General features: G+C 47.0%; 21 protein-coding genes. 16 read left to right on the forward strand and 5 right to left on the reverse strand.

The genetic code is table 11. The features are described from left to right. Positions 1–296 precede the first annotated feature (296 nt). Entirely contained in the window at positions 297–974 is a 678-nt protein-coding gene (locus QUA88_RS05980) for a peptidoglycan-binding protein (protein WP_333052055.1), read from the reverse strand. 545 nt (positions 975–1,519) lie between these two features. Here QUA88_RS05980 and QUA88_RS05985 point away from each other — a divergent pair. The 4 genes from QUA88_RS05985 (at position 1,520) to QUA88_RS06000 (ending at position 8,969) form a co-directional block, all read left to right on the forward strand. Continuing rightward, entirely contained in the window at positions 1,520–2,731 is a 1,212-nt protein-coding gene (locus QUA88_RS05985; protein ID WP_333052058.1) for a transposase, read from the forward strand. 102 nt (positions 2,732–2,833) lie between these two features. Then, the gene (locus QUA88_RS05990; protein WP_333270782.1) at positions 2,834–4,753 is read left to right on the forward strand and encodes an SdrD B-like domain-containing protein; all 1,920 of its coding nucleotides are present in this window, start codon (positions 2,834–2,836) and stop codon (positions 4,751–4,753) included. A gap of 545 nt (positions 4,754–5,298) precedes the next feature. After that, positions 5,299–7,710: an SdrD B-like domain-containing protein gene (locus QUA88_RS05995; protein ID WP_333270785.1), complete on the forward strand. Its 2,412-nt coding sequence runs from the start codon at positions 5,299–5,301 to the stop codon at positions 7,708–7,710. A gap of 398 nt (positions 7,711–8,108) precedes the next feature. Next, entirely contained in the window at positions 8,109–8,969 is an 861-nt protein-coding gene (locus QUA88_RS06000) for an SDR family oxidoreductase (protein WP_333052065.1), read from the forward strand. Positions 8,970–9,425: 456 nt separating this feature from the next. On the opposite strand, the gene QUA88_RS06005 is transcribed toward QUA88_RS06000, so the two are convergent. After that, entirely contained in the window at positions 9,426–10,454 is a 1,029-nt protein-coding gene (locus QUA88_RS06005) for a hemerythrin domain-containing protein (RefSeq protein ID WP_333052069.1), read from the reverse strand. A gap of 332 nt (positions 10,455–10,786) precedes the next feature. Here QUA88_RS06005 and QUA88_RS06010 point away from each other — a divergent pair, with 332 nt between their 5' ends. The 12 genes from QUA88_RS06010 (at position 10,787) to QUA88_RS06065 (ending at position 23,423) form a co-directional block, all read left to right on the forward strand. Further along, positions 10,787–12,052: a pitrilysin family protein gene (locus QUA88_RS06010; protein WP_333270788.1), complete on the forward strand. Its 1,266-nt coding sequence runs from the start codon at positions 10,787–10,789 to the stop codon at positions 12,050–12,052. Positions 12,053–12,387: 335 nt separating this feature from the next. After that, entirely contained in the window at positions 12,388–13,656 is a 1,269-nt protein-coding gene (locus tag QUA88_RS06015; protein ID WP_333270790.1) for a pitrilysin family protein, read from the forward strand. A gap of 287 nt (positions 13,657–13,943) precedes the next feature. Beyond that, entirely contained in the window at positions 13,944–14,570 is a 627-nt protein-coding gene (locus QUA88_RS06020) for a Uma2 family endonuclease (RefSeq protein WP_333052076.1), read from the forward strand. Positions 14,571–15,049: 479 nt separating this feature from the next. Beyond that, positions 15,050–16,870 (forward strand): efflux RND transporter periplasmic adaptor subunit, encoded by a 1,821-nt coding sequence (locus QUA88_RS06025; protein WP_333270794.1) that lies wholly within the window; start codon positions 15,050–15,052, stop codon positions 16,868–16,870. 426 nt (positions 16,871–17,296) lie between these two features. After that, positions 17,297–18,562, forward strand: a complete 1,266-nt coding sequence (locus QUA88_RS06030) for an ABC transporter permease (RefSeq protein WP_333052082.1) — start codon at positions 17,297–17,299, stop codon at positions 18,560–18,562. A 500-nt stretch (positions 18,563–19,062) separates the two neighbouring features. Then, positions 19,063–19,401 carry an NADH-quinone oxidoreductase subunit K gene (locus tag QUA88_RS06035; RefSeq protein ID WP_333052085.1) on the forward strand — a complete coding sequence of 113 codons (339 nt, stop codon included), beginning with the start codon at positions 19,063–19,065 and terminating at the stop codon, positions 19,399–19,401. Then, positions 19,398–20,828 (forward strand): cation:proton antiporter, encoded by a 1,431-nt coding sequence (locus QUA88_RS06040; RefSeq protein ID WP_333052089.1) that lies wholly within the window; start codon positions 19,398–19,400, stop codon positions 20,826–20,828. Before QUA88_RS06035 ends, QUA88_RS06040 begins: the two co-directional genes overlap by 4 nt. Further along, complete coding sequence (locus QUA88_RS06045) at positions 20,825–21,208, forward strand: Na+/H+ antiporter subunit E (RefSeq protein ID WP_333052092.1); 384 nt, start codon at positions 20,825–20,827, stop codon at positions 21,206–21,208. The genes QUA88_RS06040 and QUA88_RS06045 overlap by 4 nt, the downstream gene beginning before the upstream one ends. 458 nt (positions 21,209–21,666) lie before the next feature. Then, positions 21,667–21,897 (forward strand): hypothetical protein, encoded by a 231-nt coding sequence (locus tag QUA88_RS06050; protein WP_333052300.1) that lies wholly within the window; start codon positions 21,667–21,669, stop codon positions 21,895–21,897. Then, a complete protein-coding gene (locus QUA88_RS06055) occupies positions 21,894–22,181 on the forward strand; it encodes a monovalent cation/H(+) antiporter subunit G (protein WP_333052095.1) in 288 nt (95 codons plus the stop codon). The genes QUA88_RS06050 and QUA88_RS06055 overlap by 4 nt, the downstream gene beginning before the upstream one ends. Then, entirely contained in the window at positions 22,171–22,758 is a 588-nt protein-coding gene (locus QUA88_RS06060; protein ID WP_333052097.1) for a DUF4040 domain-containing protein, read from the forward strand. Before QUA88_RS06055 ends, QUA88_RS06060 begins: the two co-directional genes overlap by 11 nt. Next, positions 22,758–23,423, forward strand: a complete 666-nt coding sequence (locus QUA88_RS06065) for a Na(+)/H(+) antiporter subunit B (RefSeq protein WP_333052098.1) — start codon at positions 22,758–22,760, stop codon at positions 23,421–23,423. The genes QUA88_RS06060 and QUA88_RS06065 overlap by 1 nt, the downstream gene beginning before the upstream one ends. A 420-nt stretch (positions 23,424–23,843) precedes the next feature. On the opposite strand, the gene QUA88_RS06070 is transcribed toward QUA88_RS06065, so the two are convergent. The 3 genes from QUA88_RS06070 to QUA88_RS06080 all read right to left on the reverse strand — a co-directional run. Further along, positions 23,844–24,464 (reverse strand): Uma2 family endonuclease, encoded by a 621-nt coding sequence (locus QUA88_RS06070; RefSeq protein WP_333052100.1) that lies wholly within the window; start codon positions 24,462–24,464, stop codon positions 23,844–23,846. Positions 24,465–24,514: 50 nt separating this feature from the next. Further along, complete coding sequence (locus QUA88_RS06075) at positions 24,515–25,978, reverse strand: class I SAM-dependent methyltransferase (protein WP_333270799.1); 1,464 nt, start codon at positions 25,976–25,978, stop codon at positions 24,515–24,517. Positions 25,979–26,001: 23 nt separating this feature from the next. After that, positions 26,002–26,667: hypothetical protein (locus QUA88_RS06080; RefSeq protein WP_333270803.1), on the reverse strand; the 666-nt coding region annotated here is incomplete at its 5' end.

Below are 26,667 nucleotides of genomic sequence, written 5' to 3' on the forward strand. Positions count from 1 at the left end.
TTTTTGTGCTTCTTGGTTTTGCCCCTCATGTTTTTAAGTTAACACCAACTCCGCCCATAAAAACACTTTGTTTACCAAACTTGACACTTTTTGATGTGATGAAATACTTCCCAAATCGATTATTAACAATTTGTAAAATTAGTAGGTCGCACAATGTGCAGTTTGCTAATAAAATCTCGACTTTGGGGATATCAGAAACCGGGTTTTTTTACAAAAATACGGCGTTACATCCAGAGTTATAGGTAAAAAACCCGGTTTCTTGAGTCTTGCTGCGTCCAAGACTCTACACCTTGCTGTCAACGCAGCAGAGCTTCCCAAGTTGCGCGACCGACAATGCCGTCTGCTGGCAATTGGTATTGTCGCTGAGCCGCCTTGACAGCAGCTTGAGTTTCCGGGCCAAACACGCCGTCAGCACTCACCCGCAAAAATCCCTTGGCCCGCAGCCGCTCTTGCAAATCTCTGACTGCCGGCCCCCGCATTCGTCTTCTCAAAACTGGAAAATTGGTTGGCTGCGCTTCGGGGCTAATCTCTGAGTTGTCGCCAGTTACAGGATCGTTGGCGATCGGGTTTTCGATCGCGCTCGGAGTCGCAGGAAACAGCCGATTCCAAGTATCTTGACCGACTATGGCGTCGGGAGGCAAGCCTGCTGCTTCCTGAAACTGAGACACAGCTCTAGCGGTGCTTTGTGAGAAAATCCCGTCTACAGAGCCAGTATAAAAGCCCAACAATTGAAGAGCAGCTTGGAGTTCGATCACTTCCGAGCCGCGGCTGCCCAATTTGATTGCGGGGCGGACGATCGCACCTGTTTGAGCGATCCGGCTGTTGCTGTTAACTTGTTCGGAGGTAGGTAGCTGTGCGACAGCAGGAGTAGGGGCGATCGAGCCTATTGCCAATAAACCGCACAAACTCCAGCCAAAGAGCAAACTCGGAACCTCGCGGGCGTCATTCCAGCTTGCTGTCAAGTTTTGGGACATTGGGAATTCGACCTCTGCAAAACTGGTAGCGATCGTACATCAAATCTGGAAAAAATTGGGAATTTCGGCAACGAGCAATCTACGGGATGTAACCGATGGATGTTAAGCCAATAAGTCAAGCGTGAAGTTCGGCAACGCATTGGCAAGGGAGAATTTAACGGATGGATGTTAAGCCAACAAGTCAAGCGTGAAGATTTTTCCCAATCTCCCCCTCTCCCCCTCTCCCAATCTCCCCCTCTCCCCATCTCCCCCTCTCCCCATCTTCCCCTCTCCCAATCTCCCCCTCTCCCAATCTCCCCCTCTCCCCCTCTCCCCCTCTCCCCCTCTCCCCTTCCCTTTCCTAAAAAAAATTTATAAATAATATCCTGAAAACCCCGCGACTTTAGTCCGGGGATGAAAGGGGCAAGGAGGCTTTAGCCTCCCAGTCTATTTTCTTAGATTTCAGGATGGCGCTGTAGAGTAAAGCTATGTAAATCTTTGTGAACCCTCAGAGTAAGGTTAAGCCAATGCTGCTAGCATAAGACTATCGTGATCAGGTCGAAGTCATGTTAGTTTTCGAGTTCAAAGCATACGGTAAAAAGCAGCAATTTGACGCTGTAAACGAAGCAATTAGAACGGTGCAGTTCATCCGAAACAAAGCATTGCGGTTTTGGATGGAAAACGAAAATGTCGATAAATACGCATTGAACAAGTATAGCGCTGTTTTAGCTAAGGAATGGACGTTTTGCGATGACTTGAATAGCATGGCTCGACAATCTAGCTCAGAAAGAGCGTGGTCGGCGATCTCCCGATTCTACGACAACTGTAAAAAGAAAGTCCCAGGAAAAAAAGGATTCCCGCAATTCCAGAAAGACAACCGATCCGTCGAGTACAAGACTACGGGATGGCGCTTGGCAGACGACCGAAAATCCATCACTTTTACCGACAAGCAAGGAATCGGGAAGCTCAAATTAAAAGGAACACGCGACTTACATTTCTATCAGCGTAGTCAAATTAAGCGAGTACGTTTGGTGAGACGGGCAGACGGATATTATGTCCAGTTTTGCATTCAAGTTAACCGTTCTGAAAAGACTGAAGTCACAGGTAACGCCATCGGGTTAGACGTAGGAATTAAAGAGTTCTACACAGACTCAAATGGGGTTGCAATTGAGAACCCGCGTTTCCTCCGCAAGGGAGAACGCAGGTTGAAAAAATCCCAAAGACGAGTCTCAAAGCGAGTCAAGGGTTCACAAAACAGAAAAAAAGCTAGAGCGATTCTAGGGAAGCGCCACCTCAAAATAAGTAGACAGCGTAAAGATTTTGCCGTGAAGTTAGCAAGATGCGTCATCCAGTCTAACGACTGTGTAGCCTACGAAGACTTGAGGATCAAAAATATGGTGAAGAATCACTCTTTAGCAAAATCGATTAACGACGCATCTTGGTATATGTTCCGAATTTGGTTGGAGTATTTCGGCAAAGTATTCGGAAGAATTACGATTGCCGTACCAGCTAACGGAACAAGTCAAGAATGCTCTAGCTGCGGAACAATTGTTAAGAAAAGTCTATCAACACGAACCCACGCTTGTCGGTGTGGATGCGTATTAGATCGTGACTGGAACGCAGCTAAAAACATCCTAAGTCGGGGATTAAGTACGACGGGGCACGTCGGAACTAGGATCTTAGATCCGAACGCTTGTGGAGAATTGACCGCTACCGATGTTGAAGTAATTCTGCATCGGCAAGTTGATTCTGCGAATCAAGAATCCCCTCGGCTTTAGCCAGGGGAGTGTCAACCCCTGAAATAGCTGCAATTGGCAAAAAAACTGCTAGATTGCCCTACAGAAAACATTGAACCGCGTTCATTGGGCCCCAGCAACACCATGTCCGAATTCAGAACCGCCAGCCAAATAGACATCGGCAACGTCAACATCGGGAACTTCCAAGTCGGCAGCATCAGCGGCACTAAATACAACGATTTTAACGCCAACGGCCTCCCAGATCCCGGAGAAGTCCCCATTCCCAACTGGCAAATCTACCTCGACCTCAACAACAACGGCCAGCTTGAGTTTAACGAACCTTCCACCCTCACAAACCCGCAAGGCAACTACATCTTCGCCAACCTGCCACCGGGCACTTACCAAGTTAGGGAAGTCCAGCAGCCGAACTTTCGCCAAACTACCCCAAATCCCGCACCCATCACAATTACCAGTGGCACAAACGCTGGCAATATCAATTTTGGCAACAACTTCAACGCAGGGACGATCGCAGGCACAAAATTCAACGACATCAACAACAACAGCAGCCGAGATCCTGGGGAACAAGGGCTAGCTAACTGGCAAATTTACCTCGACCTCAACCGCAACAACAGGCTAGACGGCGACGAACCTTTTACCTTTACAAACGTTGAAGGCAATTACGCTTTTGTCAATATTCCCGCAGATACATATTTGGTGAGAGAAGTCCAGCAACCGGGTTTTCTTCAAACCACGCCTGACCCCGGCCCGGTTAACGTTACTTCCAACGCCACTGTCAACAACATCAATTTTGGCAATGTCTTTTTTGTCGGCAGCATCAGCGGTGTCAAGTTCAACGACCTCAATGCCAACAGCGTCCGAGATGCGACAGACCCGCCTCTGACCAACTGGCAAATTTACCTCGACCTCAACGGCAACGGCAGCTTTGATCCGGGCGAACCCAACACCATCACCAACCCGCAAGGGAACTACACTTTTGCCAATGTTTCTCCCGGCAGATATTTGGTCAGGGAAATCCAGCAACCAGGATGGGTACAGACTACGCCAAATCCAGGCCCGATCGACATCACCGGCAATACCAACGCAGTCGGCGTCAATTTCGGCAACAATTTTCCCACCGGCAGCATCAGCGGCTTCAAGTTCAACGACCTCAACGCTAACGGTATCAACGAACCGACGGAACCGAGAGTTGCCAACTGGCCGATTTACGTTGATTTCAACAACAACGGCAGTTTAGATCCGGGCGAACCTTCGACTTTAACCAACCCCGAAGGTAATTTCTCTTTTATCAATTTGCCTCCAGGAACCTATGTCGTGAGGGAAGTCCCGCAGCCCGGTTTTCAACAAACCACGCCAAATCCGACTCCGATTAGCGTGGGCAACGGCACAAATGCCACTAATCTCAGCTTTGGCAATGTATTGGTGACTGGCACGATCAGCGGTGTGAAATTTAACGATTTTAACGCCAACGGCCGCCTAGATCCTGGGGAACCGCCGATCGCCAATACTCAAATTTACATCGACCTCAACAACAACAGCAGTTTAGATCCGGGTGAAGCGAGTACCTTAAGCGACCTTGAGGGCAATTACAGTTTCCGTAACGTTCCGGTAGGTAGTTATGTTGTCAGGGAAGTTCCGCCCCCCGGTTTTATTCAAACTACTCCGCCTGCGGTGGTTGTTGTCTCGGCAGAGATTCGGGCCAGCAGCATCGATTTGGTAACGGGAGAGGCTGAGGGTAGGGCGGCTAAATCCTGGAAGGGCGACCCGCTGACGGATGCCAACAGCTATACCGGACCCGAACCTGCAGGTAATATGAGGGCCGATAGCTTGCTTTTGAGCCAGGGTCATGATAGCGATCGAATTAGTAAATTTTTGAGTGATGGATTTTTTGCAAATTTAGGCAATATTCCTAACTTTGGGCAACAGAATTTAGGTTTGAATCATAATGCACAAATCGGTAAATTTGTCAATAGAAATGAATTAATTAATGGGGCGATCGCTCACTCGTTTGTGCAGATGGGCGCGAGAGATTTCTCGGTTATGTAGGGTGACACAAAAGTCGATCGCCCCACATCCCAAACCGCAGATAAAAATTAGGAAGAGGTTAAAGGGCGATCGCGTGATACCCTATTGTTGGCAACCTCCAACGCATAGCCAGAGTTCCGGGAAGCCCAAAGCTGGCTTGTATATGAGGAGCAAGATTCAGAGGTAGTATCATACCTGTTTTTAGGAATAATCAGACAATTCCCCAAGTGCGATCGCCCTCGTGGCCAGGTCGCTCAATTCACAGAGGTTCAGTGAATCTTAACGTTGTTCCAGCTCTAAACAGCAAGTGTCCACGGGCAGAAGAACTCAGGGCGCAAATCTTGAAGATATTGCGCTCAAATTGCCACAGCTATTCAAAACCTGATATAATCTCGTGCGACAAAGCTGGAGTAAGCCGGAGGTTAGATGAGGAACCTTTGAGCAACGTAGACGTATGTATGATTGAGTAGCGATCGTCAGTCGCTAGCAGCAGCTAACTGCTGATTGACAAAGTGATACAGTAGCCTGTAGCTTACGTAGATTTAGGTGTGAAGGAAAAGAAAATCATGGCAGAAGAAAGAATAGCTAGTCAGGTACTTCCTGTATTACCCCCAATAGTGCTACCGCCAACCATCAATTTTGGCAACGCTCCTGCGGGTATCCAGGGTACCAAGTTCAATGACCTCAACGGCAACGGCGTTCGAGAACCGGGCGAACCGGGACTGCGCGATGTCCAAATCTTTATTGACACCAATAACAACACCACTGTCGATCCAGGTGAACCCTCGACGCTGACAAACGCCAGCGGAAACTTCGTATTTCCAGGCTTGCTTCCAGGCACCTATACAGTCCGGGAAATCTCGCCACCCAGATTCACCCCGACAACTCCCAACCCAGTCGTCGTCACCCTCGCGGGAACTAATGCCACAGTGTTGTTCGGCAATGCTCCCATCGAGGGCGGTCAGATTATTGGCTGCAAATACCTCGACGTAGACAACGACGGCTTTCGAGACGGGAGTGAACCCCCGATGGAAAACGTCAGAATCTATATCGATGCCAACAACAACGGTCAGCTAGATGCAGGGGAACGCACTACCTTAACCGATAGAAACGGCGAGTTCCGATTCACTGATTTGCCGGCTGGGCAGTACCGGATTCGGGAAGAGCGCGCCAACGGGCCGGGCACTGAACCGTTAGAAAGAGATTTTCCCCAAAGCACCCCCCCCGGTAGCACCCCCCTGCTTGACGTGAACCTCGGCCCTGGCGAAATCTGGGCCTGCGCTCAAGTAGGCAACACTCCCCTGTACGAAATCCCGATCTTCAAATTCCGGGACGACAATGCCAACGGCATACAAGATGGAGGCGAAGTTCCCCTCTCAGGCATCCCGTTCATCCTCGATTTGAACCGGAACGGCAGGACAGACGCGGGCGAACCGCAGGTGTTCACTGGCCCTGATGGTAGGGCTACCTTCAGAGATTTGAAAGCTGGCAGTTACTCGGTATTGGAAACCTTTGAAACATTCATACCCAACCAGCCGCCAATTAACACTACCCAGAACCCGGTAGAAGTTACAGCCCCAGGCGCCCTATCGCGGCAGCAGGGAACACTGCCTTTCATAGTCGCAGATGATAGTGTTCCAGGCGGCCAGCGGATCGTTGCGGCGAACTTCCCGCCCCCCTTCCCGCCGGTCAACCCCGAACCCGCAGTCTTCTTCACCCCGATTTTGGTAAATCCAGGTAGCGGTGCTGTCGGGAATACGCGCCCTAACATCACGGTCTTCAAATACAACGATCAGAACGCTAATGGTCGTTACGAACCGGCCAACACTCTACAGGAAGTGGGCATTCCCGGCATCACGGTGTACCTTGACGCCAACGACAACGGCGCCCTCGACACAGGGGAACAGTCGCTAGTAACTGATGCCAACGGGCGCGGTGCTTTCACCAACCTGGAACCGGGCAATTATGTGGTTCGGGAAGTGCCGCAAGCTGGTTTTAGTCCAACTACTCCGGATCGGGTGCAGTTCAACCTCAGCACTCAAGATGCCAACGTCGTCTTTGGCAACACCCCCAACAGCCGCATCACTGGGTGCAAATTCCAAGACTTGAACGGCAACGGCTACCGAGACGGCTTTGAAACGCCGATCGCAGGAGTCACAATCTTCCTCGACACCAACGGTAACGACGCCCTTGATGACGGAGAAGCAAGTACCGTCAGCGATCAGTTCGGTCGCTGGGAGTTTGGCAATTTGACCCCCGGTATTTACCGAGTCCGGGAAGTGGTTCCTTCCAATTCTTTCCAAACTACTCAACCACTGGACATCGTTCTGGGGGCCAACCAAACGTTTACTTGTGCTTTGGTGGGCAACGGCCAGTTCTTTAACTTGATAGTTCCCAAATTCCGGGACGACAACCGCAACGGCGTGCAAGATCAGGGTGAGCCTCCTTTGGAGGGCATCCCATTCACTTTGGATTTGAACCGGAACGGCCGCTACGATGCTGCTACCGAGCCTCTGGTAAGGAGTGATGCGACTGGTACTGCCCTGTTCACCAATTTAGCTCCGGGCAACTACTCGGTATTGGAAGTTTTCAACGATCCGAATGTTCCCAACCAGTTCCCGATTCCGACAGGGCCTAACCCTGTTACGTTCTCTGTGCCGGGGCCAAATACTTTTGTAACGCCGATCGTGCCGGCGCCAGTACCGACGGAACAAGGAATAGCTATTCGGAGCATCGATCCGCTGACTGGCGACACGGGTGTGATTGATACTCCAGATAGTCTGACTAACGTCAGTGGCTCAGTCGCTCCACAAGTCAGCTTTGACAACTCGATCGTACTTGAGAATGCTGGTGCGGCTAATATTATTGGCAAGAAGTTGGAAGAGGGGGCACAGGCTGCGATCCTACCGTTTTTAGCAGCTCAGCGTGATGAATCATTGTTCGTCGGTGCTCCTGAGCCTACGAATTTGCTGTTTTAATCTTAAGTTAGGTTTCTAGTTCGAGACTCAGCAATTAGCAACTAGCTTCTTTAAAAAGCACGTCAAATGATGTTTTGACGTGCTTTTTGCTGTTTTGACAATAATTAGAGGCTCGCGGGGCGGGTTTATCGATTTCTTTAATTACCGGAAATATTTTTCGTGAAACCCGCCTCTACAACAAATATATCCCGATGCTCGTAGGGGCGCGTTTTACCGACAATCTTTGAGGAAAACTCACAATTTATATAAACCAGCCCGCCACAATCATGGGATCGGCTGACGGGTTTATTTATCTCTTTAATTACTGTCTTTAGTCGTAGAGCGCGATCGGCAAAAAGAGCGATTCCCTAGTGACAGAAAACCTTTATTTATAGAGGTAGAACTTAGAGGAATTTTTTATGCCAACCGAACAGAAGATTAATCCGGCTCAACATCAAGAACAACAACCCGGTATTGAATCCGAGATGACTCCACAACCTCAATCCTTCGCGGAGGGATATCGTGGTAGCGACAAATTGCGCGACAAAGTAGCCTTAATTACCGGCGGAGACAGTGGGATCGGGCGCGCCGTGGCGATCGCCTTTGCCAAGGAAGGCGCTAACGTGGTCATCAGCTATCTTAACGAAGATGATGATGCTAAAAAGACCAAAGAGGCGATCGAACAACAAGGCCAGCGCTGTATGGCGATCGCCGGCGACATCGGCGATGAAAGCGTCTGCCAAAACCTTGTAGAACAAACAGTTAAAGAATTTGGCCATCTCGACATCCTCGTCAACAACGCCGCCGAACAGCATCCCCAAGAAAGCATCGAAAACATCACCGCCGAACAATTAGAGCGCACCTTCCGCACCAACATTTTCTCGATGTTTTATCTCACCAAAGCCGCTCTCAAACACCTCAAAGAAGGAAGTGCAATTATCAACACTACCTCTGTCACCGCTTACAAAGGCAATCAACAATTGTTAGATTACTCCTCCACCAAAGGAGCAATTGTTGCCTTTACTCGCTCCTTGTCTCAAAGTTTAGCTGAGAAAGGAATTCGCGTCAACGGAGTCGCCCCCGGCCCGATTTGGACGCCTCTAATTCCTGCAACTTTCCCTGAAGAAAAAGTGGAAAAATTTGGTGCAGATACGGCCTTGGGACGCGCCGGTCAACCCGATGAAGTTGCCCCCAGCTACGTGTTTTTAGCTTCAAAAGATTCGTCTTACATGACTGGTCAAATTTTGCATCCCAACGGCGGTTCTGTGATTAATGGCTAAAATCTTCTTGCTCCCAATCCTCGTAGGGGCGGGTTTCACCGAAAATCTTTGATGTAATTCATAATCTAAATAAACCCGCCCTCCAAAACTAGGGGAGCGGGTTTATTTAGATTATGAATTTCCCAAAATACAGCATATTCGGTGGTTCATGAAGTACAGTATCCGCCTTAATTGTTGGTACATTGTTATGTAGGGTGCGGATCTGCTCATGTTTAATGAAACTTGCAGATTGACTGGTGGCGACGCACCGATGCTTACGACAAGATTGTGTTTACCGCATATACATGGAATATGCTGTATCTTTCGTGAAACCCGCCCCTACAAATAAATAATATATTTATTTTTTTAACTTGTCTTTCAAAAAACAGTAATCCCGCTACCCACGTAGCGGGATTGATAGGTTGCAGTTTAGCTAGTTTTTAGCTCAGCTAGAGCTACAATTAGCTCGCTGCTAAATTATTTCAGGTTAGCCATTTCTTGCTGCATTGTGCTTTTGGCTGCTTTGAATTGAGTAGCCATTTGTTCCATTTGCGCTTCGCTCAAGTTGCGGCGAATTTGAGCGAACATATCGCTTTCTTCTTCTTTAACGTGCTCCTGAACTGCTGTTTGGAGCTGTTTGATTTGGGCTTTGAAATCAGAAGAACTGGGGTTCATTGACTTAATCTTGGCGAGCATTTGCTTCATTTCTGCTTGCTCGTTGTACAGTTCTTGAGTGTTGCTGTAGTAGCTGCGAATTGCTGGGTAAACAATTTGTTCTTCTGCTTCTGCGTGGACGCTTAAATCTTTGTACAACTGACCGAAGAATTCTTGCAGTTTTTTCGGATCGTCGGTGCTTGCGATTTCCATAAAGAGGGTATCGGCTTTCCGGTGATCCATGGTGAGGATTTCGGTGATGTTCATCTCATCTTTGCTGCGGGTAACTGCACCGCCGATGATGCCGGTCATGGCGGCCATTGCATCTTGCACGCGAGCCCAAACGCCTTGGTCGGGGTCTTTGCCGGTCAGTTCGCGCACGCCTAAAATTTCGAGAACTCCTTTGAGTTGTTCTTGGTGAGCGCGGTTCTCAAAGTTAACTGTATTGAGCGGGGTAATGGCAGCTTCGATGTCGGCGCCGACTACTTGAGCGGCTTTGTGAATTAATAAGCCAGCCATGGTTTGTTTGTGTTTGAGCAGTTCGTGCTGAGCGACTTTTTCAAACATGGTCAGTTCAGAACCTTTCATGAGTTTCTGAACTTCTTCAATCATTTTTGTGCTGGTTTCTTTGGGCTCGGCTTGAATTCCGTATTGAACGATTACGGTTTCTAATACACCCAAGTTTTTGCGATCGTCTTCGAGCATATCCCGGAAGCGCTGGGCTAGTTCGGAGTCGTTACAGGAATTGATGAATAATTGCTCGTTGGCGATCAACAGGTTTTGCAGCGCTTTCATGTCTGCTAATTTAGTTGCGATCGCTTGGCGCTTGGTATCTTCTAAGGTAGCTACCATCTGTCGTTTCTCCTCTCAATGTCTTTAGTGTTCTTACATCTCTTAATTTATTGAAATATTCTGATAACATCCTCTTTCTCCCGACTGATTCATTAATATCCCGCGCAACCTATTGACTTTTGAGCAAAAAAATGGTAATTAATTAAGGCTAAGGTCGTTTTAAAAAAAATCTAAAATTACCCTTAATAACAACTGACAAGGGCCAACTGACAAGGGCCAACTGACAAGGGCCCAGTGACAACTGACTTTTGTATCAATTAATCCCGATCGCATAGCTGTAAAGCGCTACGATAGTTGCAGCCGAAGTTAACTAAAGTTTAAGAATAACTAGCTTGTCTCAACTGCTCACTGCTTTAGAGTTCCCAGCCAATGTCTGGAAGCTCAACAACGGGTTAACGGTCATTCACCAGCGGATTTCGGCCACACCGGTGGTCGCGCTAGACGTATGGGTGAGGGCTGGCGCTACGCTGGAGCCGGATTCTTGGTCGGGAATGGCTCATTTTTTAGAACACATGATATTTAAAGGGACGGATTCGATCGCCCCGGGAGAATTTGACCAGGTAATCGAAAATCGCGGCGGTGTCGCCAATGCAGCTACAAGTCACGACTACGCCCATTTTTTCGTCAACGCTGCGGCCGATTATTTAGCAGAAACAGCGCAGCCGCTGGCAGAATTGCTGCTGCGGGCTTCGATTCCCGATCGGGAATTCGATCGCGAGCGAGATGTGGTGCTAGAAGAAATCCGTCAAGCTCAAGACAATCCCGATTGGCTGGGTTTCCAAGCCATGATGGAAACAGTTTACCAGCGTCATCCCTACAGGCGATCGGTATTGGGCACGGAAGAGTTGCTGATGTCGCGAACTCCCCACGAAATGCGCTGTTTCCATCGATCGCACTATCAGCCGGAAAATATGACTGTGGTGGTAGTCGGGGGAATTGATGAAGAACAGGCTAGGGATGTCACGGGGAAAGCATTCGAGCAGTTTTCCGAGCGGTGGGATTGTCCCAAATTAACCGCAGAAGCGGAACCGCCACTGATAGAAATTCGCCGTCAGGAACTCTGTCTCCCCCGATTGGAACAAGCGCGGCTGATGATGGCCTGGACGGGGCCGGGAGTTGAACAGTTGCAAAGTGCTTGCGGCTTGGATTTGCTGTCGGTGTTGCTCGCAGACGGGCGGACTTCGCGTTTAGTCAGGGAACTGCGGGAAGAATTACAATTGGTAGAGGCGATCGACAGCACTTTCTCGTTGCAACGGGAATCGAGTTTATTTACTATCAGTGCAGTCTTGGAGGCGAAGGATATCGAACAGGTGGAATCTCGGATTTGCGATCGGCTTTGGGAATTGCAGTCTGAGCCGGTTTCCGAGGTAGAATTGCTTCGCTGTAAGCGTTTGCTGTGCAACGATTTTGCTTTCTCGCTCGAAACGCCGGGACAGTTAGCAGGTCTTTACGGATATTACAATACGATCGCCACTGCGGAATTAGCGCTTAGCTATCCCACGAGGATTAAAGCATTTGGGCCCTTAGACCTTCAGCGCCTAGCTCAACAATATCTTTCTCCCCGCCGCTACACGGCTGTGGTGCTAAAACCAATCTAATTGGTAAACGGGTAAAAATACATATATTTTTAGTACCGGAGAGATGTTCGGCATTTGTCCGGGGTTCTTTGTGCTTGTGGCGCACCCTAGGGGATAGAGGTTCGGCGTTTGTCCAGGGTTCTTTGTGCTTGTGGCACACCTTACAGGATAGATGTTGTTACATTTAGATGTTGTGCGTCAGGCCCTGCCCGGTATGACATCATACAAGATGCAAATGGAAAATAGAAAAATGGCAATCAAGTAATTACCAATTACCCATTACCAATTACCCCTTACCCATTTTCAATTACCAATACTTCAGCTACTCTCAGTACAAGTTCCCAACTAAATTAACCATGAAAAATGAAATCCAGCGCACGGTTTTAGACAACGGTATTGTTGTCTTAGCAGCAGAAAATCCAGCAGCAGATATTATTGCAGCTAGGATATTCCTGCGGGCCGGCAGTCGCTACGTGCAGCCGGAACAAGCAGGATTGTGTCACTTGCTGTCGGCGGTAATGACTAAGGGAACCGATCGACTGTCTTCGCTGGAAATTGCCGAGCGTGTAGAATCGGTGGGAGCGAGGTTGAGTGCCGACTCTACTACAGACTATTTTTTAGTGAGTTTGAAGACGGTTTCTGCAGATTTTGAGGAGATTTTGGAGTTGGCGGCGCAATTGACGAGATCGCCCACTTTCCCGGAAGCTGAAGTCGAACTCGAACGCCGCATTGCCATATCAGCAATTCGATCGCAACAAGAACAGCCATTTGCGATCGCCTTCGAGCAATTGCGGCACGCGATGTACCAAGAACACCCCTATGCTTTCTCTCCCTTGGGCACGGAAGCTACTATGTCAAAGCTCACCAGAAACGAGCTCGAACAGTTCCACAAAACCTATTTCCGTCCCGATAATGTAGTGATTTCTGTAGCCGGCCGAATCTCGACAGAAGATGCGATCGCCCTGATCGATCGAACTTTTGGGGACTGGAAAGCGCCTTTAACACCCCTGCCAACTTTAAGCGTCCCCCCCCTGTCACCCTCCCCTCAATCGGTCGTTACCGCGCAAGATACGCAGCAATCAGTGATTATGCTGGGCTACCTCGCACCCTCTGTCAAAAATCCCGACTACGCAGCGATTAAATTGCTGAATACTTATTTGGGTAACGGTTTGTCGAGCCGATTGTTTGTGGAATTGCGGGAAAAGCGGGGCTTGGCTTACGACGTTTCTGCGCTGTACGCGACGCGCTTGGACACGGCTCAGTTTGTCGTGTACATGGGTACGGCGCCGGAAAATACAACTACGGCTTTTGAAGGATTGCGCGCAGAAGTCGATCGACTCGCCAACATCGAACTAAGCGAGGAAGAATTGCAAGCTTGCAAGAATAAAATGCTCGGTCAATATGCTTTAGGAAAACAAACTAATTCGCAAATTGCCCAAGTTTTAGGTTGGTACGAAATTTTGGGATTGGGAATTAAATTTGACCAGCAGTTTCAAGAAGAAATTGCACAGGTGACAGCTTCACAAGCGCGGGATGCTGCTAAGAAATATTTTGTAGAACCGTATATTTCTTTGGTGGGCCCGGAGGCGGCGATTACAGAGTTGGGTGTAGTGGCTGTTTGTTAAGTAGGAAATTGGCGATCGAACTTTTCAAAAGTTCGATCGATGCGATCGCTATTTCTAGGAATGTAAAATGAATGTTTCGCGTTGGGGCGTAAGAGATGAAAATGGGGCATAGGGCATAGGGCATAGGGTAATGGGGCATCGGTAACGGTTTGATCCGTCACACATCGCGTATTCAATCTGATAGACATCTCCCATAATTCTTGTGGAACAGGCAGGATGCCTGTTCAAAACAGGCTTTTTAGGAGATGTCTGATATACTAAAAGAATTGATTGGGCTAAGTTGAGCTATGACCATTGCGATCGACCAACCAATACAACAGAAGCCACTCAGCTTTGACGAGTTTATCGCCCGTTATGGTGGCGATAACCGCTATGAACTGATCGATGGAGAAGTATTCGACTTGGAAGCAACAGGCCCTCATGAGGAGGTTGCAGCCTTCATTACCACAAAAATCTGTGTCCAGATCGATGGAACAGGCTTACCTTGGTTTGTCCTTCAGCGGGGACTATTGCGCCCTTCAAATATTGGTATGACAGCATTTCGACCTGATGTTGCAGTTGTCGATCGAGATGAACTTACCAAAGAACTGTTTTGGTCTGACGAGTCGATCCTGACACTGGGTAGTTCGATTAAATTTGTGGCAGAAGTTGTTAGTAGCAACTGGCAAAATGATTATTCCCGTAAGGTCGAAGACTACGCAGTTTTAGGTATTCCTGAATATTGGATTGCAGACTACGCAGGATTAGGTGGTACTCAACACATTGGGAAGCCCAAACAACCCACCCTCTCTATCTGCACTTTAGTGAATGGGGAATATCAAATTCAGCAGATTCGGGGCAATCAGACCATCGTCTCTCTAACTTTCCCAGATTTAAAACTGACTGCTGAACAGGTGTTGATGGCTGGCAGGTAAAATCACTACAACACGTAGGATATATTAGGATATATTCTTCAGATAAAAATAGGTTTAGCCACAAGGTTTCAGTAGACCGTTCGCGATCAATCTAATTCCTTTGCAACGTAGGGTTATGCTGAGTGCTGAGTTTTATTATTCTCTATATATTGGCGTAAAACGTTATTAATTAAAGTTTTATACTGTGAGTCTTGAGCCTCACACCACTGCTTCACATCTGGATCGAGCGGAACTAAGGATCGCGAATTAAATAACTTACAATTTTAATTGTTATTGTGGGATGGGCTCTTATAGCCCGTCCAAAAAAGACGGGCTATAAGAGCCCATCCCACTTTCAAGAGTGGAAGTTATTTAATTCTCATTCCTTATTATCCGAAGATACCTGCGCTACAACCGAAAAAACCTAGTGAGACTTCAATTGAACCTTTTGTGTTCCCGATCGGTCTAAATTCAAGACAGACCCATCAGGTCTAATTTATATGTACTTAGTAAAGCACTTTCAGATAAAAAAAGAGCTGACTCCCTGGCTTAGCGGACTCCTCGCCGCTTCCCTGCTGGCAGGAGTCGGCTACACAGCTTACAGCCAACTCACAGTCAAATCCAGCAGCGAAACCAGACGCCAGGAAAAAACCGTTGCTGTCGAAAGGGTGAACCTGCCGATTACAATTTCGGCAAACGGCACAATTGTACCCGAACGTTCCGTTAACGTCAGCCCCAAAACTTCAGGAATGCTCAAAAGTTTGCTTGTCAAGGAAGGAGATAGGGTTGAACAAGGGCAGATTCTCGCCTACATGGACGACTCCAACCTTCAGGGGCAACTTACCCAAACTCGCGGACAACTCGCAGCCGCAGAAGCAAACCTGGAAAAATTGGTCAACGGCACTCGAACCCAGGACATTGCCGTGGCTAAGGCAGTGTTAGCAGAACAACAAGCAAGTCTGGAAAAATTGCTCAACGGCAATCGAAGCCAGGATATTGCCGTAGCTGAGGCAGCGTTAGCTGAACAACAAGCAAGTCTGGAAAAATTGCTCAACGGCAATCGAAGCCAGGATATTGCCGTAGCTGAGGCAGCGTTAGCTGAACAACAGGCAAATTTACAAAAATTGCTTAAGGGCAATCGCCCTGAAGACATCGCCCAAGCAGTCGCCCAACTCAGAGATGCCGAATACGCCAAAAACCAAGCAGAGGAAGACTTTCAGAGAAATCAGGAACTCTACAATGCCGGAGCCATTGCTTTGCAAATTGTCAACAACTCCCGCACCGCGCGCGATCGAGCTCAAACGCAAGTCAGACAAGCCGAACAAGCTGTAGCTTTGCTGCAAGCGGGTGCTCGCCCCGAAGAAATCGCTTCAGCGCGGGCTGCTGTCGAGCAAAAACGGCAAGCTTTGACCCTAGCCCGATCGGGCTCACGCCCGGAAGACATCGCTGCGGGGCGGGCCGCTGTGGAGCAAAAACGGCAAGCTTGGGCCCTAGCGCGATCGGGCGCACGCCCGGAAGACATCGCTGCGGGGCAAGCCGCCGTCGAGCAAAAACAGCAAGCTTTGGCCCTGCTAGAAGCTGGTTCCCGCCCCGAAGACATCGCCCAAGCCCGCGCCCAAGTTCTCGCCGCTAGAGGCAGCCTGCAAAGCGTTCAAGCGCTGATCGACGACACTGTGCTACGGGCTCCTTTCACCGGCACTGTCACCCGCAAGTACGCAGATCCGGGCGCTTTTGTGACTCCCACGACGGCAGGTAGTGCGGTTTCTTCGGCGACTTCTTCTTCGATTTTGTCCTTAGCTTCAAAAAATCAATTAGTAGCAAACGTAGCAGAAACTAATATTGCTCAGATTCAGATCGGCCAGGCTGCGTCTATTCAAGCCGATGCTTTTGCGGGAAAGACTTTTGCAGGTAAAATCACTCAAATTTCGCCTCAGTCGATCGTGCAGCAAAATGTGACAAGTTTTGAGGTAAAAGCGGCAATTATTAATGATGATAAACAAATGCTGCGATCGGGCATGAATGTGAATGTTGAGTTTAAGGCTGGTGAACTCAAAAATGTTTTGGTAGTTCCGACTGCGGCAATTGTCCGCCAACAAAGGGAAACGGGGGTTTATGTTCCCGGTGGAGAAGATGGTAAACCTGCTTTTATGCCGATTAAGACTGGTATGACGGTGGATGACAAGACGGAAGTGCGATCGGGTTTGAAAGGAAATGAAAAAGTGCTGCTTAGTTTACCCCCCGGATTGCGGCCTCGATCCCAAAATCCATCGTCGGGTGGAATTCCAGGTTTGCAACCGGGTGGGGGAAGGCGCTTGCGTTAGTAGTCAGTCCGCGCAGTAGGGGCTAGTTGGTTCGTCGCAGAGTCCGCTAGTTCGTCGCAGAGTCCGCCAGGGATTGAAATCCCTGTCTCATAGCGAAAGTCCTCTGAAAGAGGACTGAAGAGTTAGTTGATGTAGATCGGTTTTAGACGAATTTTCAGTCGGTTTCAACCGACTTTAGCTATGAGACGGGGGTTTCAACCCCCGGCGGATCGTGCCACAAATCATATCGTTTCCGGCTGCATCATCAGACGAATTTTCAGTCGGTTTCAACCGACTTTAACTATGAGACGGGGGTTTCAATCCCCGGCGGTTTGTGCCATAAATCATATGGTTTCCGGTTGCATCGTCAGGTGATAAATTAGGGGCCAATTTAGGCAGAATCCTTAGAAGTTGCCACCAAATAACAAATAACTAATAACTAATAACATGAAATTACAGACTCGCCCCCGCACCAACAAAATCTCTAATGTTCAAATCGCGTTGATGGCGACAGAGGCGCTGTGGAATAATAAGTTGCGTACCAGTTTAACTATGCTGGGGGTAATTATTGGGATATCTTCGGTAATTGCTATTACTTCGGTGGGACAGGGAGTACAAAAATCAACTGAAGAACAGTTAAAGGCTTTGGGTACAAATGTGCTGTTGGTTTTATCCGGCGCTTCGCGATCGGGCGGTGTCAGTCAGGGAAGCGGTTCTGCTACTACCCTGACTTGGGATGACGCTAGGGCGATCGGCAAACAAGCTCCTGCTGTTAAGGCGATTTCGGCTTATTTGCAGCGCCAAGTGCAAGTCGTTTATGGCGGACAAAATTCATTTACTTCGATTTTGGGAACGGATTTAAACTATCCAGATGTGAAGAACATTCAACCCCAAGAAGGACGGTTTTTTAACGAGGATGAATTGAATGCTGCTGAGCCAGTAGTTGTCCTCGGTTCTAAGGTGCGGGACGAACTTTTTGGAGCCGGAGTTAATGCGCTATCCTCTGATATTCGCATTCAGGGAAACCGCTACAAGGTCATTGGAGTGATGGAAAGCAAGGGGTCTGTAGGGGGAACCGATCAGGACGATCGAGTGTATATTCCCCTCAAAAATATGTCTTCGCGGATTGTGGGGAGAAATTCTTTAGCGGGGATTGCAATATCGGGTTTTTGGTTGGAAACTGCCGACGAAGCGGATTTGGCGGATGCTCAATTTCAAGTGGAAAATATCATGCGCTTGCGCCACAATATTTATCCGCCACAACCGGATGATTTTAGAGTTGTAAATCAAGCTGAGATAGTTAATACTTTCAGCAATGTGATAGGTTTATTTACGGTGATGGTGGGTTCGATCGCCGGAATTTCTTTGGTGGTTGGCGGCATCGGTATTGCTAATATTATGTTGGTGTCTGTTGTGGAACGGACTAAGGAAATCGGGATTCGCAAAGCCGTAGGCGCTACTAATGCAGCAATTCTCATTCAATTTATGGCGGAATCTATTTTAGTTTCCACGGTGGGGGGAACGGCGGGTATTGGGTTGGGAGTTGCGATCGCCTTTGGGGCCTCGACAGCATTCAAATTTCCGTTTGTGGTTTCTGTATGGTCGATCGCGGCTGGTTTTGGGCTATCCTTTACTGTAGGCTTATTGGCTGGAGTGTTACCGGCTCGGAATGCGGCTCGCTTAGATCCGATCGCAGCTTTGCGGAATGATTGAACTTAGTGAGGTTCGCTCCAGTGAAATTGAACACTCTTGGACGCACGAGTGCTCTGAAACCGGGTTTGATGGACGATCGGACTTCGTTGTCGGCCACAGATTCGCTAACGAGACTTAGACAAAAGTCACGTCCAAAATGGCTGCAAACAGCGACAGGTAAAGGGTTTGAGGTTGAATTGGGTACAGTCCAGAACTGGCAAGGGTTTGGGATCTGACCAAAAATTTCTTCATGTGGTACCCGCCACGTGATTTATCTCGCGCAAATCAATCCCAAATCGAAAATCGAAAATCACTTATTGCCCCCGCATTTATCTCGCGCAAGTAAATCTAAAATCTAAAATCTAAAATCTAAAATCGATTGACGGAGCCGAAAACTCTTTCCCTTACCTAGAGTGCGTTTCAGCTAGTTTAGGGGATAGAAAATTTCTAAGTCCCATTAGAAATAATATACGCCAATTCAAATATAATAACAAAAACCCCTTATCCAACACGCAATTTCCATGTTAGAAGCATTGGTATTGGCAACAGTATTTTGCGGATTTTTTGGTATCATCTTTAAAAAGAACCTGCTCATGAAAATCGTCTGTATGGATGTCATGAGTACAGGGGTTATCGCCTATTACGTGGTGGTGGCATCGCGAGAAGGCTTGCTGACACCAATTATTTCAAAGGGGAAAAATGTTGTCGCTTACGCCGATCCGGTTCCCCAGGCGGTGATCTTAACGGCGATCGTGATCGGCTTTTCGATTCAGGCTTTAATGCTGGTAAGTGTGATGAAGCTGGCACGAGATAATCCGACATTAGAAAGTAACGAAATCGAGATGAATAATACCCCATGAATACCCTGACGCTAGCCTGGATTGGACTCCCGTTTTTTGTCGGGTTTAGTATTTATTTGATTCCGAAGTTTGCCAAGTATCTGGCAATATTCGGAGCGCTCGCGTCCGCTGCCTATGCGTTCCAGCTTTTTGCTATGCCGTCAGCGGTGACGCTGCAGTTACTGGATAATTTCAGTGTCACGTTGTTAGTCGATCGCTTGAGCGGCTATTTCATCTTAACCAATGCCTTAGTCACGGCAGCGGTGATTATCTACTGTTGGCCCACAGAGAAGACGGCATTTTTTTATGCACAAATTCTGATGGTACACGGCAGCCTGAATGCGGCCTTTGCCTCTAGTGACTTTATCAGTTTATATGTGGGGTTAGAGGTCAGCGGGATTGCGGCGTTTCTCTTGATTGCCTATCCTCGCACCGATCGCTCGATTTGGGTAGCTTTGCGCTATCTATTTATTAGCAACACGGCAATGCTGTTTTATCTAGTCGGTGCCGTGCTGGTTTATAAGGCAAGTAATTCGTTTAGTTTTGCCGGCTTGGGTGCAGCGCCCCCAGAGGCGACAGCTCTGATCTTTATGGCACTCTTGGTTAAGGGAGGTGTGTTTGTATCGGGGCTATGGCTACCGCTAACTCACTCGGAATCAGAAACGCCAGTGTCGGCTTTGCTGTCAGGGATTGTGGTTAAAGCGGGGGTATATCCCCTCGTGCGGTGCGCGCTGATGGTGGAGGAGGTGGCACCCATCGTCCAAATTTTCGGAGTGGGGGCGGCGTTGATGGGCGTCTTCTATGGCCTCTTTGAAAAGGATACCAAGCGGCTGCTGGCGTTCAGCACGGTTTCGCAGTTAGGTTGGATTCTCGTAGCCCCGGAAGCGGCAGGCTTTTATGCCCTCGCCCACGGCTTGGTCAAATCGGCGCTATTCCTGATTGCGGGCTCTTTACCCAGCCGCGACTTTAAGGTATTGCGACAAAAGCAGATTAATACTAAGCTCTGGATTGCCTTAGTCGTGGGTAGCCTTTCGATCTCAGGCTTTCCTTTTTTGGTTGGCTTTGGGGCAAAGATGTTGACTTTGAAGAATTTGACACCCCCTTATGCGATCGCCATGAATGTGGCAGCAGTAGGAACTGCTATCCTATTTGCTAAATTCATCTTTCTGCCCCGTGGTGGAGAAGCAAAATCAAAACCCGGTTTTTGGCCTGCAGTGTTGCTGTTGCTAGGTGGGCTGATTGCAGCCAATGCTTTTGATGTTCAGGCTTATACGCTGGAAAATATGCTTAAGGCGATAGCCATCATCGGTGTTGGTTGGTTAGCCTATTTTCTAATTTTTCAACGCACGGCAATCAAACTGCCACGTATGCTTGAACAATTCGATCATTTGGTCGGTTTTATGAGCTTGATTTCGCTCCTACTATTCTGGATGGCATTACCACAATGATTGGACAGCTAATATTAAGACTGACGATCTGGTTTCTACTTACTGCCGATTTTAGTTTGGCAAATATTGCGATCGGCATCATCATTGCTTTCCTGTTGCCGCGCAGCTACACACCCCCGGAACCTTTGAGGGAATGGTTGGGGGTGTTTGGTAAAATCTTCATGGCGATTCCGATAGCTTATATAGAAGCTTTTGAACTCATCTTCCGTCCCCACAGACACGAAGATGTGATCATGGAAAAAGTGCCAAACCATCGATCGCCCTTGCTGATATTCCTAGATGTCTTCGTGATCACTTTTACTCCCAAGACGATTGTTGTGAAATATCACGAAGAGGGTTTTTACGAAGTACACCGAGTGCGGCGGACTTCGAGTAATTAGCTGAAGTTTTTTCGGAATTATTTAACCGCAGAGAACTCAGAGAAGGCAGAGAAGGGAGAAATAAATAAGTAGAACGGCGATAAAATAGGTAAGTATGTCCGCAGTTAGTAAAAGTGCTCTATCGCAGGGGTTACGATACTTTACATTTTCTGACATATCCGAGTTTATTTACACGCTCGATATTGGATAATTCTCAAGAATCTGTAGGGGCGGGTTCACCAATAGCTTTAAAGATTGCAGACAGGTTAAATAAACCCGCCCCGACCCGCGAAACAGCCCGTCAAGAACAGGCAGGAACCCTGTTCCACAATGATGGCAGAGGTCTATTAAGTTGCACTATTCTCAAGAGTTTCTTGTGGGGTGTAAGGGGTTGGGGACGCGAGCCCGCCCCAATATTAAGTAAGAAAAATCAGGAGTACACACAATTGAACAACTTGAACAACTTGATTCTAATTGCGATGATTTTGGCTCTGCTCATACCCATGTATGAGGTATGGAAAGATCATGATATCTGGCAGACAATGTTGGCGTTTGCCAGTATTTCGACCAAGGCGGCAATCATCGCTCTCGTCATATCCGTCTGGCGCGATGATTGGATGATCGGTGTGGTGGCGGCGATTATCCTCAGTGTGGGTAATGCTGGCTTGATGTTGTTGGCACAAATAATCAAACGTATCAGTGAAGCATGATCGTAATAGATGTATTGAGCTATACCTGCATCGGTATAGGGATTTTTTTCTGGTTTTGGGGTACTTCTTACCTACTTGGGAAGCGATCGGTTTTATATAAACTGCACAGTCTTTCGGTAGCAGATACGCTGGGTTCGATCGCGATAGTCGTCGGATTGCTGCTGCAAATACCCAGTAAATGGCCCCTGCTGATTCTGGCGATCATTTGCTTAGCAACCTGGAACACAATGCTGGGATATGTGTTGGCCTATTGTTCCAAAACAGGGACTAACTATGAACGATAATAGCTACATTTATGTCCTCGTCGCTCTGCTACCCTTAGCTGCTGGTATGGTGGTATTTCAGGTCAATCCATACCACGCATTGCTGCTGCGGGGGGTATTGGGAGCGATCGCCGCCTTGGTGTATACAATTCTAGGGGCGGGAGATGTGGGCTTGACCGAAGCCTTGATGGGTACTCTACTCGCGATTACACTTTATGCAGTGACGGTGCGTTCATCCTTCGTGCTGCGTCTGGGTGTAATCGAAGAGGGGACAGAGGGCGAGGCTATACCAAACGACAAAACCGCAGGTGATTTTAAGCAACTGATAGATGACATCCGCACAGTTTTTGAGAAACGCCATATGCGCCTGGAACTCGTTCCCTATGCGAGTGCACAGGCATTGCAGCGGGCGCTGAGGGAAAAAGAAGTTCATGCAGCTTGTGCGCCACAAAGCCAATTGGAACACAGCGGCGAAGCGCAACTTTATAACACCGCAACCAGAGTTCGGCGTGTCTACGACATCATGCAAACCGAACTTTCATCACCGGGGACAACCCTAACCTATGTAAATACACCTGACGCAGAGGACAAGCATTGATGAAGTGGGTTTACTTTTTATCCGGGATAGCGCTGTTTATCAAAATGCTGCTAATCGCCAATCCCACAATGGAGTTATCGCAGCAAAGTTCGATCGTCGAATTGGTTGTTCAAGATAGTGGAGTATCCAATGCGGTTTCCGGTATCATTTTGCGAAATCGGCTGTACGACACGATCTTTGAAGTCGTAGTATTTACGATCGCCATCTTGGGTGCAAGTTTTATGCTAGCCAATGAACAGCCGTCCTGCGCCATATATCAGTTTACCGATCAACCATCGATTATTTTGGCGCGATTGGGAGCGACGATTGCCGCGTTGGTGGGTGTCGAACTAGCAATTCGCGGCCATTTAAGTCCAGGCGGTGGTTTTGCAGCGGGTGTAGCGGGGGGAACTGCGATCGGCTTGGTGGCGATTACCTCATCACCGCAGTGGATGCAAGAAATCTACAAGCAGTGGCACGCCGCGACTTTGGAGAAGGTTTCGGTACTTGTTTTCATTGTATTGTCCGTTATCACTCTGTCAGGATATGAGTTACCCCACGGAGAGTTAGGCACACTTTTCAGCGGTGGCATTCTCCCCTTGCTTAATATCCTGGTTGCAGTCAAAGTCGCATTAGGATCGTGGGCGGTGCTTTTGGTGTTTATTCGCTATCGCGGATTGCTATGAAAAATGTTCCGATCTCAAATCCATTGGCATCGAAATTATTCATCTCTCTCAATCTCTGACTACGAATTTCTTGAGGGTACAAGCCCCCGGATTTATCCGTGGAATCAATCCACAATCGAAAATCGAAAATCCTCAAGCCCCCGCATTTATCTCGCGCAAGTCAATCGAAAATCTAAAATCTAAAATCTAAAATCTAAAATCGATTGACTCTGTGTCCTCCGTCTTCTCTGCCGTTTAATCATTCAGCCTTATAAACGATATTTTACGTTTATAAGGCTGAGGCACGAGTAGTCAGAAACCGGGTTCTTTGCGAAATCAAAAACCCGGTTTCTTTGCTTTTGATAAGTAATTCCTGTGTACTCATCTGCGTTTATCTGCGTGCATCAGCGGTTAAAAAATCCAAATTTACGAGAGATCCGCTTACACTAAACCAGCTTGAAAAATCTGATTTGCTGTGAGGTTCAAATCAGGAAAAGTTTGCGACACAATGCGATCGTTCTCTCGAAACTTGAGGACTTGATATTCACCATCAACCAAGTTACACACAGAAATTGTCGGTTGTTTGGGATTGCCAATAAAATTGCGTCCACCCAACGCAGCATAATCCACAATCCAATATTCAGGGATACCCATCTCCTCATAATCAGCATATTTCAAATAGTAATCATCGCGCCAATTACTTGACACAACCTCAATTACCAACGGTATCGATGCACCAAAACTGAGGATAGATTGTTTTTGCCACAAAGTTTCTTGTGCCAAATTTGCGCGATTCAGCACCAACACATCGGGGAAATAACCAGAATCTTTTTCAGGAGGTCTAACTATCACTTGGTTGGGGATACTGTAGGGCAATCCCAGACGATCGATTGCAACGGAAACTTTGATTGTAAGAAAGCCTTTAACTTCCTCATGTTCGCCTACTGGTTGTGCCATCTCAACAATATCTCCATTATGCAGTTCGTAGCGTACCGCCGAGTTTTCAGGCAGCCACTCCACAAATTCCTCGAAGTTTACGAGTTTGGGTAAAGCTTGAGTCATAGGTTTTCAGAATTACCGATAATAGAAATTATATCTCTATCCATCTGCGTTTATCTGCGTGCATCAGCGGTTACAAATTCCAACTCTGCCAGCCTTGCTAGATTCAGACAATTTAAAATGCTGGATTTAATCGGGCGCTTTTCATCCCAAAATACGAGTGCTGAATAAAAGTTAATTGCCGTCGGTGAATTCAAAAGCTCAAAAGTTTGACGTGCAACTCTCTCGCTGTCAAAGCTGAGAAAGTAAACAGTATCATCGAAAATTGCAGGTTTATTAGCTATTTCACCGATTAACCTAAAATCCAATTTTTTATAAAGCCCGCAAATCGCAATTTTCCAAGGTTGGAAGCTATAATCGCCTACTCCAAAAATCGAAAAGCGAGGGTTATTTTGGTAAATTTTGCTTTTGCGATTATCTAGATATTGCCCGCACTTCTCTAGATAACGTCCGGTTTTAGGGGCTATAGTTTTGATATTTTCGGTTGATTCACCGATAAATTTTTGAGTAACTAAGATATATCGATCTGTAGCATTAATGCGATTTTGAGCAACATCCGATCCTTTAAGTAGCGGAAATAGATAAGTTTCCTCAAGCTCGACAGATTCCCCAAATCCATTGACAAACAAATTATCAATTTTCCGAAACTCCATCACATTCGAGCAGTCATGCTTGACGCCCGATCGCCATTTCGTTCCTGAATTTACAGCATATAAATTACTCAAATTATTGAAAGAATCTATATCTTTAACCAGGAGATTGTTGTGATATCCGATTCGGTGAGAATCTGAACTTTCTAAACTGCTAAATACATCGCAGAAGTAGTTTTGTGAACTTAAGTCAAACTTGCAGTATAACAAACAGGCATCCACATTTGCACCAAAATACTTTTTAGCATCTATTGTGTAAGTTGCACAGCTAGCGAGATTCAGTTTTTTTGAATTAATGTAACTCAATAACTTTCTAGCAGTAGAAGTTTTGCAAAGCATTGCCAGATCCGCATTGCGATTTTGCAGCCATTGCACCGTCTGGATCAACATCCATTCTGAGATATCGAAGTTACTCTTACCTGTGAGTGCATCTAAGCCAGTGTGCTTTTGAAAATTACTTTTTTTCGGCAAGTTTTCACTGCCAATAGTTCCTTGTTGTGAGTTGGTTACCCAAGGAAAGTTGCCAAGTACCAGCACGCTATGATTAAATTGGTTGATTAATGATGTCCAGTCAAACTCAAAAAAATCTCCGTGCTTAACCTCACATCTTTCATCCTCTAACAATTCATGCTTAGCTATTAATTCTCTTAAATAACTTTGATTGATTTCAACCCCGATAATCTTGCTGGCAGATGGAAACGAATTTGCAGCAGCTTTAATGAAATTACCTATCCCGCAAGTTGGCTCAATGATGACTTTGGGGTTAACATCAAGTTCTATCAATTTCCGACACACCATCTCGGCTAATTCCAGCGGTGTCTGAAAATCCCCATATTCTAGTTTGGTTTTGCGATCGTTGGAACTCATCGGTTAGATTTATAAACTCTTAATTACAACTTACTATTGAAGAAATAACTTAGTTCCGACCACATTTCGCCATTACTCCAAAACAAAAATTTACCGGGATAGCTAAACCTATCAGCTAAACCCACAGCAATATATTCCTTATAAACGGGATGTAATTTATATTCCAAGGATCTAATTTTAGTTACGAGTATCGTATCGATAAAACAAAGTCTACTGATAAGTTCTATGTAAAACTCTTCTGTTTTTCCCCAATCATCTAATTCCTCTATATCTGAAGTTCCTAAAGATGTTTGAACGAAATAAACTAAATTATTATAATATTTTAATAAATTTATTTCATCATGATGACCATCTCGAAGTCTTTTTATTATCTCCTTTAGTTGATCTATTTTTGCAAGCAGCAGATTAATTTCCTCATCCCCATTTTCAATTTCCAAAATCTTAATTTTTTCCTCAAGAAGTGCAACTTTATTTCTCTCGTCCTTAAGCTGTAGCTCTAAACTTATTTTGGCTTTTTCTAGCTCTCTGGCATTCTCTTCTAGTTGCTTAACTTTTGTTTCTAATTGACGTGAATTGGAGTTTAAGGAATTTAACTCATAAACCTTTCTTTCTAGCTGTAGCTCTAAACTTATTTTGGCTTTTTCTAGCTCTCTGGCATTCTCTTCTAGTTGCTTAACTTTTGTTTCTAA

The sequence above is a fragment of the Microcoleus sp. D3_18_C2 genome (assembly GCF_036702395.1).
Lineage (GTDB): Bacteria > Cyanobacteriota > Cyanobacteriia > Cyanobacteriales > Microcoleaceae > Microcoleus.

Bases quoted from the DNA above. Each gene is read 5' to 3' on its own strand.
- QUA88_RS06000 (WP_333052065.1), top strand. From the start codon at position 8,109: ATGCCAACCGAACAGAAGATTAATCCGGCTCAACATCAAGAACAACAA.
- QUA88_RS05995 (WP_333270785.1), top strand. From the start codon at position 5,299: ATGGCAGAAGAAAGAATAGCTAGTCAGGTACTTCCTGTATTACCCCCA.
- QUA88_RS06070 (WP_333052100.1), bottom strand. From the start codon at position 24,464: ATGACTCAAGCTTTACCCAAACTCGTAAACTTCGAGGAATTTGTGGAG.
- QUA88_RS05990 (WP_333270782.1), top strand. From the start codon at position 2,834: ATGTCCGAATTCAGAACCGCCAGCCAAATAGACATCGGCAACGTCAAC.
- QUA88_RS06025 (WP_333270794.1), top strand. From the start codon at position 15,050: ATGTACTTAGTAAAGCACTTTCAGATAAAAAAAGAGCTGACTCCCTGG.
- QUA88_RS06045 (WP_333052092.1), top strand. From the start codon at position 20,825: ATGATTGGACAGCTAATATTAAGACTGACGATCTGGTTTCTACTTACT.
- QUA88_RS06055 (WP_333052095.1), top strand. From the start codon at position 21,894: ATGATCGTAATAGATGTATTGAGCTATACCTGCATCGGTATAGGGATT.
- QUA88_RS06020 (WP_333052076.1), top strand. From the start codon at position 13,944: ATGACCATTGCGATCGACCAACCAATACAACAGAAGCCACTCAGCTTT.
- QUA88_RS06065 (WP_333052098.1), top strand. From the start codon at position 22,758: ATGAAGTGGGTTTACTTTTTATCCGGGATAGCGCTGTTTATCAAAATG.
- QUA88_RS06075 (WP_333270799.1), bottom strand. From the start codon at position 25,978: ATGAGTTCCAACGATCGCAAAACCAAACTAGAATATGGGGATTTTCAG.
- QUA88_RS06015 (WP_333270790.1), top strand. From the start codon at position 12,388: ATGAAAAATGAAATCCAGCGCACGGTTTTAGACAACGGTATTGTTGTC.
- QUA88_RS06030 (WP_333052082.1), top strand. From the start codon at position 17,297: ATGAAATTACAGACTCGCCCCCGCACCAACAAAATCTCTAATGTTCAA.
- QUA88_RS06005 (WP_333052069.1), bottom strand. From the start codon at position 10,454: ATGGTAGCTACCTTAGAAGATACCAAGCGCCAAGCGATCGCAACTAAA.
- QUA88_RS05980 (WP_333052055.1), bottom strand. From the start codon at position 974: ATGTCCCAAAACTTGACAGCAAGCTGGAATGACGCCCGCGAGGTTCCG.
- QUA88_RS06050 (WP_333052300.1), top strand. From the start codon at position 21,667: ATGATTTTGGCTCTGCTCATACCCATGTATGAGGTATGGAAAGATCAT.
- QUA88_RS06040 (WP_333052089.1), top strand. From the start codon at position 19,398: ATGAATACCCTGACGCTAGCCTGGATTGGACTCCCGTTTTTTGTCGGG.
- QUA88_RS05985 (WP_333052058.1), top strand. From the start codon at position 1,520: ATGTTAGTTTTCGAGTTCAAAGCATACGGTAAAAAGCAGCAATTTGAC.
- QUA88_RS06035 (WP_333052085.1), top strand. From the start codon at position 19,063: ATGTTAGAAGCATTGGTATTGGCAACAGTATTTTGCGGATTTTTTGGT.
- QUA88_RS06060 (WP_333052097.1), top strand. From the start codon at position 22,171: ATGAACGATAATAGCTACATTTATGTCCTCGTCGCTCTGCTACCCTTA.